The sequence below is a fragment of the Pyxidicoccus sp. MSG2 genome (assembly GCF_026626705.1).
GTDB lineage: Bacteria > Myxococcota > Myxococcia > Myxococcales > Myxococcaceae > Myxococcus.
The window spans coordinates 13040838-13055217 of sequence record NZ_JAPNKC010000001.1 but is presented as its reverse complement, the minus strand read 5'-3'; the positions used below and the strand labels follow the sequence as shown (position 1 = coordinate 13055217).

At 69.5% G+C, this 14380-nt stretch carries 12 protein-coding genes; 8 read left to right on the top strand and 4 right to left on the bottom strand.

Annotated features, from left to right (window positions below; translation table 11 throughout):
* Window positions 1–31 precede the first annotated feature (31 nt).
* Window positions 32–2719 (top strand): galactose oxidase-like domain-containing protein, encoded by a 2688-nt coding sequence (locus OV427_RS49320; RefSeq protein ID WP_267863596.1) that lies wholly within the window; start codon window positions 32–34, stop codon window positions 2717–2719.
* Here OV427_RS49320 and OV427_RS49315 read toward each other — a convergent pair.
* A complete protein-coding gene (locus OV427_RS49315) occupies window positions 2688–3902 on the bottom strand; it encodes a phosphatase domain-containing protein (protein WP_267863223.1) in 1215 nt (404 codons plus the stop codon). The two genes, OV427_RS49320 and OV427_RS49315, sit on opposite strands and share 32 nt — an antisense overlap.
* 85 nt (window positions 3903–3987) lie before the next feature.
* Between OV427_RS49315 and OV427_RS49310 the strand changes: the two genes are divergently transcribed.
* A complete protein-coding gene (locus tag OV427_RS49310; protein WP_267863222.1) occupies window positions 3988–4767 on the top strand; it encodes a 4'-phosphopantetheinyl transferase family protein in 780 nt (259 codons plus the stop codon).
* A gap of 10 nt (window positions 4768–4777) precedes the next feature.
* Here OV427_RS49310 and OV427_RS49305 read toward each other — a convergent pair whose 3' ends face one another.
* Window positions 4778–5554: a thioesterase II family protein gene (locus OV427_RS49305; RefSeq protein ID WP_267863221.1), complete on the bottom strand. Its 777-nt coding sequence runs from the start codon at window positions 5552–5554 to the stop codon at window positions 4778–4780.
* Window positions 5555–5590: 36 nt separating this feature from the next.
* Complete coding sequence (locus OV427_RS49300) at window positions 5591–6403, bottom strand: GNAT family N-acetyltransferase (RefSeq protein WP_267863220.1); 813 nt, start codon at window positions 6401–6403, stop codon at window positions 5591–5593.
* A gap of 168 nt (window positions 6404–6571) precedes the next feature.
* Between OV427_RS49300 and cysD the strand changes: the two genes are divergently transcribed.
* From cysD to cysC, 3 genes are read left to right on the top strand one after another with little or no spacing between them, the layout of a single operon-like run.
* Window positions 6572–7477, top strand: a complete 906-nt coding sequence (gene cysD, locus OV427_RS49295) for a sulfate adenylyltransferase subunit CysD (RefSeq protein WP_267863219.1) — start codon at window positions 6572–6574, stop codon at window positions 7475–7477.
* Window positions 7477–8733: a sulfate adenylyltransferase subunit 1 gene (locus tag OV427_RS49290; protein WP_267863218.1), complete on the top strand. Its 1257-nt coding sequence runs from the start codon at window positions 7477–7479 to the stop codon at window positions 8731–8733. Before cysD ends, OV427_RS49290 begins: the two co-directional genes overlap by 1 nt.
* A gap of 11 nt (window positions 8734–8744) precedes the next feature.
* Window positions 8745–9302 (top strand): adenylyl-sulfate kinase, encoded by a 558-nt coding sequence (gene cysC / locus OV427_RS49285; protein ID WP_267863217.1) that lies wholly within the window; start codon window positions 8745–8747, stop codon window positions 9300–9302.
* A gap of 45 nt (window positions 9303–9347) precedes the next feature.
* Here the strand turns inward: cysC and OV427_RS49280 are convergent, their stop codons facing one another.
* Window positions 9348–10937: an MBL fold metallo-hydrolase gene (locus OV427_RS49280; protein ID WP_267863216.1), complete on the bottom strand. Its 1590-nt coding sequence runs from the start codon at window positions 10935–10937 to the stop codon at window positions 9348–9350.
* A gap of 222 nt (window positions 10938–11159) precedes the next feature.
* Here OV427_RS49280 and OV427_RS49275 point away from each other — a divergent pair, with 222 nt between their 5' ends.
* The 3 genes from OV427_RS49275 to OV427_RS49265 all read left to right on the top strand — a co-directional run bounded on the left by OV427_RS49275 (window position 11160) and on the right by OV427_RS49265 (window position 14342).
* Window positions 11160–11948, top strand: a complete 789-nt coding sequence (locus tag OV427_RS49275; protein WP_267863215.1) for an alpha/beta hydrolase — start codon at window positions 11160–11162, stop codon at window positions 11946–11948.
* 96 nt (window positions 11949–12044) lie between these two features.
* Window positions 12045–13136 (top strand): 4-hydroxyphenylpyruvate dioxygenase, encoded by a 1092-nt coding sequence (gene hppD / locus OV427_RS49270; RefSeq protein ID WP_324290044.1) that lies wholly within the window; start codon window positions 12045–12047, stop codon window positions 13134–13136.
* Between the two features lie 3 nt (window positions 13137–13139).
* Window positions 13140–14342 (top strand): PLP-dependent aminotransferase family protein, encoded by a 1203-nt coding sequence (locus OV427_RS49265; RefSeq protein ID WP_267863213.1) that lies wholly within the window; start codon window positions 13140–13142, stop codon window positions 14340–14342.
* The last annotated feature ends 38 nt before the right edge of the window (window positions 14343–14380 follow it).

Genomic DNA, 14380 nt, shown 5'->3' with positions numbered 1-14380 from the left:
GCTCGCGGTGTGGTTGTGGGCGTGTGTGCTGATGCTCACTGGCGAGGCCCGGGCGCAGGCACCTTCCGACGTCGGGCAATGGACGCACCTGGGCACCTGGCCCATCTCCGCCACCCACGCCAACCTGCTCCCCAACGGCAAGGTGTTCGTCTTCGGAGAGTTCGACGAGGGCGAGGGGCCACCGGTGCTGTGGGACCCCGCCACCAACACGCGGACGCAGGCGGCGGTGCCCGACTACAACATCTTCTGCTCGGGGCACTCGTTCCTCGCCGACGGGCGGCTGCTGGTGACGGGAGGGCACACGGAGTCGCACGTGGGGCTCGCGCACACGAGCATCTACGACGGGGCCACGAACACCTGGTTCCGCGGCCCCGACATGAATGACCTTCGTTGGTACCCCACCAACACCACGCTGCCCAATGGGGACGTGGCGGTCCTCTCGGGTGAGACGCACGGCTCGGGAATGACGAACCAGCTCGTGCAGGTGTACCAGCTGGGCGGCCCGGGCAGCGGTCCCGCCCACACGCTGAGAGACCTGTCCACCGCGGTGCGCGACCTGCCCTACTACCCGCGCATGTTCGTGGCGCCCAACGGCAAGCTCTTCTTCGCGGCCCCGAGGCGCGCCACCATGTTCCTGGACTGGTACGGCACGGGCACGTGGTGGGAGTACGGCCGCAGCCTCTTCGGGGGACGCAGCTACGGCCCGGCGGTGTACTTCGACGGGAAGGTGATGATTCTCGGCGGAGGGGACCCGCCCACGGCCACCGCGGAAATCATCGACCTCAACCTGCCGAAGCCCGCGTGGCGCTACACCGCGTCCATGTCGCTGCCCCGGCGGCAGGGCAACGCCACCATGCTCCCCGACGGCACGGTGCTCGTCACCGGGGGCTCCAGCGCCAGCGGCTTCAACACCGCGTCCGGCGCGGTGAAGTACGCGGAGGTCTACAACCCCACGGCGGACAAGTGGACGAGGCTGGCCTCCGCGAGCGACTTCCACGGCTACCACGCGACGACGCTGCTGCTTCCGGACGGGCGCGTGCTGCACGGCGGCGGCCGCAACGTGCGCACGATGGAGCTCTTCTCGCCGCCCTACCTCTTCAAGGGTGCGCGTCCCACGCTCGCCTCGGCACCGGGCCTCGTCGAGCCGGGGAAGCGCTTCAACGTGAGCACGCCGCAGGCGGCGTCCATCCGCAAGGTGACGCTCATCGGCCTGGGGGCGCCCACGCACGCCATGGACCAGGGGCAGCGCTTCCTCACCCTGGGCTTCACGGTTACGGCGGATGGATTGACTGTCACCGCGCCCGCCACCAACGTGGACGCGCCGCCGGGGCCGTACCTGCTCTTCCTCGTGGACGACCGGGGAGTGCCCTCGGTGGGGAAGGTGGTGATGGTGCCGCCGGTGCCGCCGAAGGCGCGGCGCCTCGTGTCGTTCAGCGACGTGTGGAGGTACGACGACCGCGGTGTGGACCCCGGCTCGGACTGGATGCTCCGGGACTACGACGACTCCGCGTGGCAGTCCGGCTCGGGGCAGCTCGGCTACGGGGATGGCGACGAGGGCACGCTGCTGACGCGCACGTCGCCGGCCCAGCCCTCGGTGTACTTCCGCAGGCACCTCACGCTCGACAAGCCCGTCACCCGCGCCTGGCTGGAGGCGCTCTACGACGACGGCATCGGCGTGTGGGTCAACGGCGTGCCCGTCTTCGCGAGGAACCTGGGCAACGGGGTGGGCTTCGGCGCGTACGCCTCCGCCTCGGTGAGCAACGAGTACGAGCGGGCCGCGGTGCCGCTGTCGGGCACACCCTTCGTGGTGGGGGACAACGTCATCTCCGTGATGGTGAAGCAGGTGAGCGGCTCGTCCGACGACCTCACCTTCGCGCTGGGCCTGGAGGCGGAGTTGAGCGACGACGGGCCCCCGCCGGACACGCTCACGCTGGTGTCTCCCAACGGGGGCGAGGTGCTCATCGTCGGTACCTCCGCCACCCTCCGGTGGAACACCAGCGGCAACGTGTCCGCCGTGGACCTGGAATGGTCGCTGGACGGGGGCGCCAACTGGGCCCCCATCGCCTCCGGCGTGGTGAACACCGGCGCGTACACCTGGCAGGTGCCGAACTCGCCGACGACGCAGGCGATGGTGCGCGTGTCCCGCACCGGGGGCGTTGCTCCCGTGGACGTGAGCAACGCCGTCTTCTCCATCTCCACCGTGCGGCGAGAGACGCCCATCCCCTGGCGCTCCACCTGGAAGTTCCGGGACAACGGACAGGACCCGGGCGCGACGTGGACGTCAGCGGGGTACAACGACAGCGCGTGGCTGTCCGGCGCGGGCCAGCTCGGCTATGGCGACGGGGACGAGGCGACGATGCTCACGCGAACCATTCCGTCGCAGACGAGCGTCTACTTCCGCAAGAAGCTCACCGTGTCCGGCACCGTGACGAGCGCCACGCTGAGCGTGCTCTATGACGACGGCATCGTGGTGTACGTCAACGGGACGCCGGTGCTCTATCGCAACGTGGCTACCAATGCCACCGCACATGCGAAGTACGCCAACGCGGGCTCGGACAACGCCAGCGCCACGGTGGCGCTGGCGCCGGACGTCTTCGTGCAGGGCGAGAACACCGTCGCCGTCATGGTGAAGCAGGTGGGCGCCACCTCGCCCGACCTGACGTTCGACCTCTCGCTGGAGCTGGGAATCAGCGGTTCGTCGCCACCGGCGGGGCGGTGATGGCCGCCGCGCGCTTCAGGTCCCGCTCCAGCTCGAACTGCCGGGCCTCGCGCTGGCCGGGCGTGGTGAAGGCGATGCCGGCGATGGACTCCTGGGCGGCGCGGGCGATGCGTGCCACGCCGTCCCGGGAGATGACGCCCTGCTGGAAGGCCTCCACCGCGGCGCCCACGTAGGTGTCGAAGAAGTAGATGCGCTTCGCCCGCCAGGCCTGGCGCGTGGCCTCCGGCGTGTCCACCACGTCGTGGATGAACACGGCGTGCACCGAGTTCGGGGCCGCCGCGAGCATGCGGTCTCCGAACTCCACGTCGCCCTGGCCGCTGTCACCCACGAAGACGAAGCCGTACTCGGGGAAGATGCGGAGGTAGCGCTGGAAGTTGTCGAACTTCTTGTCCGCGATGCGCGAGTTGCCCACGAGGTGGGCGAAGCTGCCGGAGAGCACGGCGGGCGGCGGGACGCCGCGCTCGCGCAAGGTGTCCAGCGTCATGTTCTCCACCACGCCCAGCGCGTCCATGGGGCGCGCGGTGACGAAGGTGAGGTCCCCCTCGCGGCCGGCGATGATGCCGGGCCCGCGGTCCAGCTCGGCGTAGAAGGCGAGCACGCCCGGGTACACCGTCTTCGACGGGTACCGTTTGTCCTTGAGGTTCGCGTAGAAGGTGTCGTCGATGTCGCTGAGGACCTTGTTCTCTCCGCTGGGCGAGCCTTCCGCCTCGCGGCGGATGTGGGTGAGGATTTCCTCGCGCACGCCCGGGTCGTCCACGTCGTCGAAGAGCAGCTTCTCCAAGTCCTGGTGGTTGCCGCCCGAGTCGAGCAGGTTCTTGAAGGACGTCAGCTCGCGGCCATGCAGCCCGAGGAACAAGTCCCGGACGCGGCGCTCGGCCTCCAGGCGGGTGGCGCCCACCTGGAGCGCCGTCACCAGGCTGGCGCGCGCGGGGAGGGACAGCTCGGCCGCACGCTGGACGCACAGCAGCTCCAGCAGCGCGGTCTGGTTGTCCGGGCCGATGATGCGGTCATCCATGTCGCTGAGCAGTCCTTCCAGGTCCACGTTGCTCAGCAGGAAGTTGAGCTCCGCGGCGCTGGCCCCGGTGAGCAGCTCCAGGATGCGGCGCTCCTCGGCCATGTCCGTGTGGCCGGCCATGAGGGTGCGCAGCGTCTCCAGCTTCTTCGTCGCGGCAGTCAGGTCCATGGTTCTTCCCCCCGGCCCGGCGGGCGGTGCTCCGGGCCAATCCCCAGCCTACGCGGGCCGCCCGACGGCGTGGTAGATGTAGGGCATGTCGACTGTCTCGAACCTCCTGGAGCTGCGGCCCGACGAGGTCCATGTCTGGATTGTCGAGCCGGAGCGCATCGACGACCGGCAACTGCTGGACGCCTACTGGGGACTGCTGGACGCGAGGGAGCGCGAGAAGCAGCGCCGCTTCCGCTTCGAGCGACACCAGCGGCAGTACCTGGTGAGTCACGCGCTGGTGCGGCTGACTCTCTCACGCTACGCGCCGGTGGCTCCGGCCGCTTGGACCTTCGCGACCAACGCGTACGGGCGGCCGGAGGTGCAGGGCGAGTGGGGCACGAAGCTGCGCTTCAACCTCTCCCACACCGACGGCATGGCCCTGGTGGCGGTGGGGACGGGTGCGGAGCTGGGCGCGGACGTGGAGGATGCGCAGCGGGAAGGGGAGACGGTGGAGATCGCCGACCACTACTTCGCGCCCACCGAGGTGGCCACGCTGCGCGGCCTGCCGAAGGATCGCCACCGCGCGCGCTTCTTCGAGTACTGGACGCTGAAGGAGGCCTACATCAAGGCGCGCGGGGCCGGGCTGTCGCTGCCGCTGGAGCAGTTCGCCTTCCACCTGGAGCCGGAGCAGGCGCCGCGCATCTCCTTCGACCCGCGCATGCGGGACGAGCCGGAGGCGTGGCAGTTCGTGCAGCTCAAGCCGTCGGAGCGGCACCAGGCGGCGGTGGCACTGCGGCGGGCCCGGGGCCTGCCGCTGAGCGTGCGCTGGCAATTCACCGTGCCGCTGGCCGGGGACACCACTCCGCCCCGCTATCAGGCGGCGTAGCGCGGCCTCCTCAGGTCGCCGGGGCCATCCACCGCGCGAGGTCCTCGCGCACGGCGGTGAGGATGGCGTCCTGGTGCTGGCGGATGAAGAAGTGGCCGCCCTGGAAGTGACGGACGCGGAAGTCCGCGTTCGAAGTTTCTTCGCGCCACGTCTCCAGCTTCGCCACGGGGACGTGAGCGTCGCCCACCGCGCCCATGGCGGAGATGGGGACGTCGAGCTTCACGGGGTGGTTGCCGTTCTCCCACCAGGCGAGCGCGAAGTCCGCGCGCAGCGTGGGCAGCAGCAGCTCCAGCAGCTCCTTGTGCTGGAGGATTTCCTCCGGCGTGCCGTCGTACTTGCGCAGGTGCGCGATGAACTCGGCCTCGGGCAGGTGGTGGATGGGCTCACGGTCGTTCTCTCGCGGCGGGCCGGCGGCGGCCAGCATGAGGCCCCGGGGCATGGGGCCGTTGCGCACGTGCAGGCGGCGCGTCAGCTCCAGGGAGATGCGCGAGCCCATGCTGTAGCCGAAGAAGACGAAGGGCCTGTCCAGCAGCGGCGCCAGCACGGGGAGCAGCGCGTCCACCAGCGCCGGGAGGTTGTCGATGGGCTTCTCCATCAGCCGGCGCTCGCGGCCGGGGAGCTGCACCGCGCACAGCTCCACGCCCACGGGCATGGCGGCGCCCCAGGCGTTGTAGATGGCCGCGCTGCCGCCCGCGAAGGGGAAGCAGAACAGCCGCATGCGCGGCTCGGTCAGCGGCTTGCGCGTCGGGAACCAGCGGTCGGGGCTCTGAGGGGTCGGACTGGGCATGGCTTGAGGCTCTGTCGCACGGGCATGGAAAACGGGTCAAGTCCCCGGGGCGGGCCTCACCATGATGAGCTTCGGGTACGCACAGCGGAACCCCGCCTTCTCGTAGCTGCGCTGTGACGCCGTGGCGGGCTCCGTCGACGCGGTGGCCACGTCGCAGCCGCGCTCGGCCGCCCACTCCAGCCGTGCGTGGATGAGCGCCAATTGGAGCCCCCGCCCCCGGTAGGGCAGGGGGACACCATCCCCCGACAGCAGCGCCACGCCGCCCGTCGCGGACACCACGCCCACGCCCCGGGGTTCCCCATCGACACACGCCAGGAAACAGGTGTTGCAGGGCGTGCGCGTCAGGTTGAGGCCGCCCAGCAGCTCCACCTCCGCCGCCGCGGGGCGCCCCGCGTACGCGTGGAAGAAGAGCCCCGCCCACGTGCGCTCCTCGCCCACGCTCATGGGGCGCACCGTGACGCCCGGAGGCGGCGGAGGCACGTCCCCCGGACGGCGCCACCACACGAGCTGGAAGGACTCCACGACGTACCGGCGCCGCGCCAGCGACCGTCCCAGCGACGGGTCGCAGAACGGGTTCAGCTCGATGCGGACCGCGCCGCCGCCCTGGCCGAGCAGCGCCTCCATCCGGTCCATGTCCTCCTCGCTCACCGCGCCGCCCAGCCCCACCCCCAGCGCCACCGAGAACAGCGCCCGGGGGCCGGTGTAGATGGCCCGCCCACCCGCCACGTGCAGTGAGGGCTGCCCCACGCGCCCGGGCAGGGGCGTCTGGTCCACCTGCTCCGCCTGCGCCTGCTCGATGCGCCACGCCAGCAGGCGGGGCTCCGGGTGCGGCAATGACTCGGCGTCCATGGCCACCTCGGGAGCAGTCTGCCCCAAACCCACACTGCCCGTGAGCCCGGGACTGCTGAGACCCACCTGCGGAGTCGCGGCCTGGACGCGGCTCACCCGATGTATCAAGTGTCGCCGGATATTGGGGGCTGGCAGGGCTGCCGGAGAGCTGTGCTAGTTTGCCGCCCCGTGAGTTACGAGCTGTCACATCTCGAGGCCCTGGAAGCCGAGTCCATCTTCATCATCCGTGAGGTGGCGGCCGAGCTGGATCGGCCCGTCCTGCTGTTCTCCGGAGGGAAGGACTCGGCGGTGATGTTGCACCTGGCGGTGAAGGCGTTCGCGCCGGCGCCACTGCCCTTCCCGCTGATGCACGTGGACACCGGGCACAACTTCCCGGAGGTCCTCCAGTACCGCGACGCACGCGTGGCGGAGCTGGGGGCGCGGCTCATCGTCGCGTCGGTGCAGGAGGCCATCGATGGTGGCCGCGTGGCGGAGGAGAAGGGGCCTCGCGCCTCGCGCAACCGCGCGCAGACGGTGCCGCTGCTGGAGGCGATTGAGAAGCACCAGTTCAACGCCGTGTTCGGCGGCGCCCGGCGCGACGAGGAGAAGGCCCGCGCGAAGGAGCGCGTCTTCTCGTTCCGCGACGAGTTCGGGCAGTGGGACCCGAAGAACCAGCGCCCGGAATTGTGGGGCCTCTACAACGCGCGTCACCGCCGGGGTGAGCACCTGCGCGTGTTCCCCCTGTCCAACTGGACCGAGCTGGACATCTGGCAGTACATCGACCAGGAGAAGGTGGCGCTGCCGTCCATCTACTACAGCCACCGGCGCGAGGTGTTCCGCCGCGACGGCATGCTGATGGCCTGGTCGCCCTTCCTCCAGATGCTGCCCGGCGAGGAAGTCATCACCGCCGAGGTGCGCTTCCGCACCGTGGGCGACATGACCTGCACCGCGTGCGTCGAGTCCTCGGCCACCACCGTGGAGCAGGTCGTCAACGAGATTCGCGCCTCGCGCGTCACCGAGCGCGGCGCCAGCCGCGCCGACGACAAGTTCAGCGAGACGGCGATGGAAGACCGCAAGCGTGAGGGTTATTTCTAGTGGAACTGCTTCGTTTCGCGACCGCGGGCTCCGTCGATGACGGAAAGAGCACCCTCATTGGCCGGCTGCTCTACGACACCAAGTCCATCCTTGAGGACCAGCTGGCCGCCGTGGAGCGCACCAGCCGCGCCCGGGGCGACGAGTACGTCAACCTGGCGCTCCTGCTCGACGGCCTGAAGGCCGAGCGCGAGCAGGGCATCACCATCGACGTGGCGTACCGCTACTTCTCGACGGTGAAGCGCAAGTTCATCATCGCGGACACGCCCGGACACCTGCAGTACACGCGCAACATGGTGACGGGCGCGTCCACGGCGGACCTGGCGCTCATCCTCGTGGACGCGCGCAAGGGCGTGCTGGAGCAGACGCGCCGCCATGCCTTCATCGCGTCGCTCCTGCGCGTGCCGCACCTGGTGCTGTGCATCAACAAGATGGACCTGGTCGGCTTCGACCAGGCTGTCTTCGACGGCATCCGCGAGGAGTTCCGCCAGTTCTCCATGAAGCTGGACGTGCAGGACCTCTCGTTCATCCCCATCTCCGCGCTGGGCGGGGACAACGTGGTGTCGCGCTCGGACAAGATGCCCTGGTACGAGGGCCCCACGCTCCTGCACCACCTGGAGAACGTGCACATCGCGTCCGACCGGAACCTCATCCACGTGCGCTTCCCGGTCCAGAGCGTCATCCGCCCCATGTCCGCGAAGTACCATGACTACCGCGCCTACGCGGGGCAGGTGCTGGGCGGCGTGCTGCGCCCGGGCGACGAGGTGATGGTGATGCCCTCCGGCTTCACCACCCGCATCCGTGACATCGACCTGGCCGGCAAGAGCCTCACCGAGGCCTTCCCGCCCATGTCCGTCAACGTGTCGCTGGCCGAGGAGCTGGACATCAGCCGCGGCGACATGCTCTGCCGCCCGGGCAACCCGCCCACGGCGGGCCAGGACATCGACGCGATGGTGTGCTGGCTGTCGGAGACCACGACGCTGCAGCCCGGCGCGCGGCTGGCCATCAAGCACACCACGCGCCTGGCGCGGGCGAAGATCAACCAGCTGCACTACCGGCTGGATGTGAATACGCTCCACCGGGATGCGGACAGCCCGCAGCTGAAGCTGAACGAGATTGGCCGGGTGACGCTGCGCACCACGGTCCCCCTGTTCTTCGACGAGTACCAGCGCAACCGCTACACGGGCAGCTTCATCCTCATCGACGAGGCGACCAACGCCACGGTGGGTGCCGGGATGATCAACGGTCCCGCGGTCTGAGGTGAATGACGATGCGGCAGACAACGGGATTCATCCTCTGGCTGACGGGTATGTCCGGCGCGGGCAAGAGCACGCTGTCCCGCGCGCTGCAGGCGCGAGTGGACGGGATGCGGCCGGTGGAGCTGTTGGACGGTGACGAGGTGCGCACCTGGCTGTCGCGCGGCCTGGGCTTCTCGCGCGAGGACCGCGAGGAGAACGTGCGGCGCATCGGCAACGTGGCGCTGCTGCTCGCCAAGCACGGCGTGGGCGTCATCGTCGCCGCCATCTCTCCCTACCGGGGCTCGCGGAACGAGGTGCGCCGCATGGCCGAGGCGAAGGGCATCCCCTTCCTCGAGGTCTACATCCAGGCCAGCCTGGACGCGCTCATCGCCCGCGACGTGAAGGGCCTCTACAAGAAGGCGCTCGCCGGGGAGATTCCGCACTTCACCGGCGTGTCGGACCCGTACGAGGCGCCGGAGGCCCCCGAGGCCACCGTGCGCTCGGATGCGGAGTCCGTGGAGGCGGGGCTGGAGCGCGTGGTGGAGATGCTGCGCGCCCAGGGCCTGCTGGCCTCCGCCGCGGCCGCCTGAGACGTCGTCTCAGGCGTCCAGCGTGGAGGGGGTCGAATCGCGGGCCTACTTGAGGATGCGCTCCATCCTCACGTAGGGGCGCTCGGCCTGGATGCTCTTCGTCTTGCAGTGCTCGAGGAACTTGTTGGACTCGACGATCTGCGGGGCCTTGTCGTCGTACACGAGGATCATCACGTGGCGCAGCCACGGCTCCTGGCCCATCGCGTAGACGTAGACCTCCTTGGGGGCCAGGTAGTTGGTGATTTCCGTGGCGCGGGCGCTGTCCGAGCCATTGAGCCGGCGGGCCTGGTCCATCTTCCGGGGCAGCGGGTTGCTCAGCAGCGGGCCGTACATCCAGCTCATCGGGCCGCCCTCGCACTCCATGCCGAGGAAGAGCACGTCGATGGAGCCGACGATGTCGCGCAGGTGCTGGTACAGGCGCGGCTCGATGGCGTTGGAGTCCGCCGCCATCAGCAGGGACTTGCCGCCCAGCCGGACGAGGTGCGCCGTCTTCGCCTGGATGGACAGGTCGCTGTGCTCGCCCATGAAGGGCAGGCCGGTGATGGAGCCGCCCGGCACGGGAATCTCCTGCAGGTCGTCGATCTCCACCACGTTCTTGAAGCCGGTGTGGTGCAGCATCAGCCGCAGGGAGGGGTCCGCCAGCGAGTTGCCGTTGTTGCGCGGGACAATGATGGTGCCCACCCGGTGCCGGAGCTGGAGCAGCGTCTCCATCATCAGGTGGTCGGCGTGGCCGTGGGTGAGGACCACGTAGTCGATTTTCTCGGGCAGGTCCGAGTGGGTGAAGCGCGGCAGCTCCGTGGGGAACTCGTAGCTGATGACGGGGTCCGTGAGGATGCTGACGTCCTTCGTCTCCAGCAGCACGCAGGCGTGGCCGAAGTAGCGCACCCGCACGCCCTCACCCGCGTAGCGCTCCGCGCGGCGCGGCTCGGCTTCCGTGAAGAGGTTGGCGAAGGCACCCGCGGCGCTGGCGGACACGCCCAGCATCTCCGCCACCTTGCCCGGAGAGCCGGCGGTGTGGCGCATGCGGAACAGCTCGTCCAGGCCCTCGTGCTTGAAGGGCACCTTCAGCCACAAGGGCGAGTCCTCCTCCAGGCGCGGCGTGCTGAAGATGTACGGGCGCCAGTCGCCGTCCACCATGTTGAGCGTCACGCTCTGCGACGACTCCTGGTAGAACCTGCTGCGATACAGCAGCGGCTCGATGACGCGGGCGCTGGCGCGGTGGCTCAAGTCGTACGTGAGCTCCACGTAGCCGCGCAGGATGTCCGGCACCTTGGGGTAGAGCGACTCCAGCGAGCCACCGTTGTTGGGCGCCATGAGCTGCTCCAGCTCCGCCATGGCCTTGGTGTACGCCAGCATGTGCGCCTGCTCGCGCTGGGTGCGCTCCAGCAATTCCTTCACCTGCGGCACGCGCGAGGCCGGGTGGTTGATGAAGGGCCCGCCCATCAGCATGGGGTTCTTCAGCGCCGCCACGTGGACGTCCGGGTTGGCGACGAAGGACTGCATCAGCTTCAGGTGCAGGTTCGTCACGAACAGCGGCGCCGTCGCCGGGGACAGCAGGTACCACCACGTGTACCACTGGTTGTAGAGCGGCTCGATGGCGACGTTCGGCTTCAGGTACATCGGGCGGTCCAGCATTGCAGTCTCCGGGCGAGGCTTGATTTTCCGGCGGGGCTTGCGAGCAGCGGAGCCCGGTTGATACACGGATTTCCGTCCACACGCACGGGTGGGGGCCCGGGGTGACACGGGCGGTGAAGGTGCCCCCAGACATGCCGGTGAAGGCCTCCGGGCGATATGGCGCCGGTGGTTGCCGCGTTTCCCGAATGCGACACGCGGACACACAGAAGGGGTTGGCCACGGATGAAGACTGCACGCGCGACGTTCCGGGGAGGGCCGGCAGGCGTCCTCCTGGGGCTGCTGGTGACGATGGCGGGGTGCAGCGAGCCGGGTCACCTGACGGAGGCGCGCTTCGGCTCGGCGCGCATGGACAAGCAGGTGACGTCGCCCACCGAGCCCTCGGCGCTTCGAGGGGAGCTGCCCATGGACGTGGACAACCCGGATGCCGGGCTGTTGCTGGTGCCGGACAGCTACCAGCCGGACACGCCCGCGCCGCTGGTGGTGCTGCTGCACGGGGCCGGCGGCAAGCCGGAGGCCATCCTGGGCATCATGCGCGAGGAAGCCAAGGCCAACGGCACGCTGGTGCTGGTGCCCAAGTCGGTGGGCTTCACGTGGGACATGATCGAGCGGGGCCACTACAACGTGGACCTGTCCCGCATCAGTCGCGGGCTGGACCGCGTGTTCCGCGAGTACTCCGTGGACCCGGCCCGCGTCTCCATCTGCGGCTTCTCCGACGGCGCCAGCTACGCGCTGTCCGTCGGGCTCACCAACGGTGGGTTCTTCCGCCGCATCGCCGCCTTCTCGCCGGGCTTCGTCGCCGCCTCCGAGCTCCGGGGGAAGCCCACCGTGTTCATGTCCCACGGCACCCAGGACGCGGTGCTGCCCATCGACTTCGGGGGCCGCTACATCAACGAGCAGCTCCTGAAGGAGGACTACGTGGTGGACTACCGCGAGTTCGACGGGCCCCACGGGATACCCATCGACATCGCCAAGGAAGGCTTCAACTTCCTCACGGCCCCCGCGTCTCCCTGAGCCGTCAGCCGGGCACCAAAGCGCGAGGCTACCCATGAGGGCGGTCTTGCGTGCTAGTCCGCCCTATCTGGAATGTTCATCTTTCAATGAAGTACCATGCCCCCCTGCTTGGGGGAACGCATGTATTTCAGGGAAGTTGACCATGTGGAAATGTGGGTGGAGGACACGGGGGCGGCGGCGCTCTTCTATGTGGGCACGTTCGGTTTCCACGTCGTGGGCCGGGCGGAGGCGGGGCCCGAGGGACGGCGCTCGCTGCTCTTGCAGCAGGGCCACCTGCGGCTGGTGCTGACGGAGGCCTCGGGCGAGGGGCCTTCCGCGGACTTCGTGCGGCGCCATGGGGACGCGGTGCGGGACATCGCCCTGCGCGTGACGGACGTGGAGGCGGCCTTCCGGGACGCGGTGCGCCTGGGGGCGCGGCCGGTGAGCGGGCCCGAGGTGTACGGCGACGGCGCGGCGCGGGTGACGCGCGCGACGGTGGCGGCGATGGGGGACGTGGTGCACTCCTTCATCCAGCGCGAGTCGCGGGGCGGTCCTGAGGACTTCCTGCCCGGGGTGTACCAGCCGGTGACGGAGGGCTTCCCGCTGCCCTCGTTCGAGCCCTTCACGGCGTTGGACCACCTGGCCATCGCCCTGGAGCCCGGGCAGTTGGAGCCGATGGTGCGCTTCTACCGGGACGTCTTCGGCTTCCACGAATCGCACGAGGAGAACGTGCGGACGGGGGAGAGCGGGATGAACTCCAAGGTGATGCAGAACGACAACGGGCGCATCTGCTTCCCGATGATGGAGCCCGCGCGGGCCGGCAAGCCGGGGCAGATTGACGACTTCCTGGCGCGCCACGGCGGCGCGGGCGTGCAGCACTTCGCCATGCTGAGCCACGACATCGAGGCGGCCATCCGGGCGCTGCGCTCACGCGGAGTGGATTTCCTGGATATTCCGCCGAGCTACTACGAGGTGCTCGAGGAGCGGCTGGGGAGGCTGGACCTGGACGTGGCCCGGACGCGAGACTACGGCATCCTGGTGGACCGTGATGCGTGGGGGCTGCTGTTGCAGGCATTCACCCGCTCCATGCACTCGCGGCGCACCCTCTTCTTCGAAGTCATCCAGCGCAAGGACGCGCGCGGTTTTGGCGGTGCCAACATCCGCGCGTTGTTCGAAGCGGTGGAGCGCGAGCAGGCCCGGAGGCCTTGAATCATGTCGTCGTCGATGAACACCCCTGAGCTTCCCCTGGCGTCCTGGGCGCGGCGGCTGGCGCCGTCCGCCATGCAGGACATGTTGCAGAATATTACGAAGCCCGGCGTCTTCTCCCTGGCGCTGGGCCTGCCGGCCGCGGAGTTGTTCCCCACCGAAGGCATGGGGCAGGCGGCGGTGCGCGTCCTGTCGGAGCAGGGTGGGGCGCTGCAGTACTCGGCCACGCTGCAGCCGCTGCGCGAGCACGTCGTGGCGATGATGGCGAAGCGGGGCGTGCGCTGCACGCCGCAGCAGGTGTTCCTGACCACGGGCGCGCAGCAGGGGATGAACCTCCTGGTGCGGCTGATGCTGGAGCCGGGCCAGTCGGTGATGCTGGAGGACCGGGTGTACTCGGGGTTCCAGCAGGTGCTGGAGCCGTACCAGGCGAAGCGGCTGCCGGTGCGCCGGGACGCGCGCACGGGCATCGACCTGGACGCGGTGGAGTCGATGCTGAAGTCGGGCGAGCGGCCGGCGTTCCTCTACACGATGAGCGACGGGCACAACCCGCTGGGCACGGGCCTGGCGCTGGAGGCGCGCGAGCGGCTGGTGAAGCTGGCGCGCGACTACCGGATGCCCATCATCGAGGACGACGCGTACGGCTTCCTCCAGTACGAGGACACGGTGCTGCCGCCGCTGCGCGCGATGGACGACCAGTGGGTGTTCTACGTGGGCTCGTTCTCGAAGATTCTCGCGCCCGCCCTGCGCGTGGGCTGGGTGGTGGTGCCGGAGCCGATGGTGTTCCGGCTGGCCACGGTGAAGGAGTCGAGCGACATCGACACGGCGACCTTCACCCAGCGCATCGTCCTGTCGTTCCTGGACTCGGGGAAGCTGGAGGGGCACCTGACGCGGCTGCGCCAGGAGTACCGGCTGCGGCGCGACGCGCTCTTGAAGGCACTGGAGACGCACATGCCGAAGGGGGCGACGTGGACGAAGCCCACGAGCGGCATGTTCGTCTGGGTGGAGCTGCCGGAGGGCGCGGACACCACCGCGCTGCTGCCGCGCGCGCTGGAGACGGAGAAGGTGGCGTACCTGCCCGGGCAGGCCTTCTCCGTGGCGGGCGGACGGTCCGCCGCGCACTGCATGCGGCTGAACTTCAGCAACTGCGAGCCGGCGAAGATTGAAGAGGCCGTGGCGCGGCTGGGCCGGGTGCTGGCGGCGCGAGGGTAGGGAAGGGGACGGGCCGCCCGGCGTGGGCGGCCCATCCC

Coding starts and splice junctions, on each gene's coding strand:
- OV427_RS49320 (WP_267863596.1), top strand. CDS start 32: ATGCTCACTGGCGAGGCCCGGGCGCAGGCACCTTCCGACGTCGGGCAA.
- OV427_RS49315 (WP_267863223.1), bottom strand. CDS start 3,902: ATGGACCTGACTGCCGCGACGAAGAAGCTGGAGACGCTGCGCACCCTC.
- OV427_RS49310 (WP_267863222.1), top strand. CDS start 3,988: ATGTCGACTGTCTCGAACCTCCTGGAGCTGCGGCCCGACGAGGTCCAT.
- OV427_RS49305 (WP_267863221.1), bottom strand. CDS start 5,554: ATGCCCAGTCCGACCCCTCAGAGCCCCGACCGCTGGTTCCCGACGCGC.
- OV427_RS49300 (WP_267863220.1), bottom strand. CDS start 6,403: ATGGACGCCGAGTCATTGCCGCACCCGGAGCCCCGCCTGCTGGCGTGG.
- cysC (WP_267863217.1), top strand. CDS start 8,745: ATGCGGCAGACAACGGGATTCATCCTCTGGCTGACGGGTATGTCCGGC.
- OV427_RS49280 (WP_267863216.1), bottom strand. CDS start 10,937: ATGCTGGACCGCCCGATGTACCTGAAGCCGAACGTCGCCATCGAGCCG.
- OV427_RS49275 (WP_267863215.1), top strand. CDS start 11,160: ATGAAGACTGCACGCGCGACGTTCCGGGGAGGGCCGGCAGGCGTCCTC.
- hppD (WP_324290044.1), top strand. CDS start 12,045: ATGCCCCCCTGCTTGGGGGAACGCATGTATTTCAGGGAAGTTGACCAT.
- OV427_RS49265 (WP_267863213.1), top strand. CDS start 13,140: ATGTCGTCGTCGATGAACACCCCTGAGCTTCCCCTGGCGTCCTGGGCG.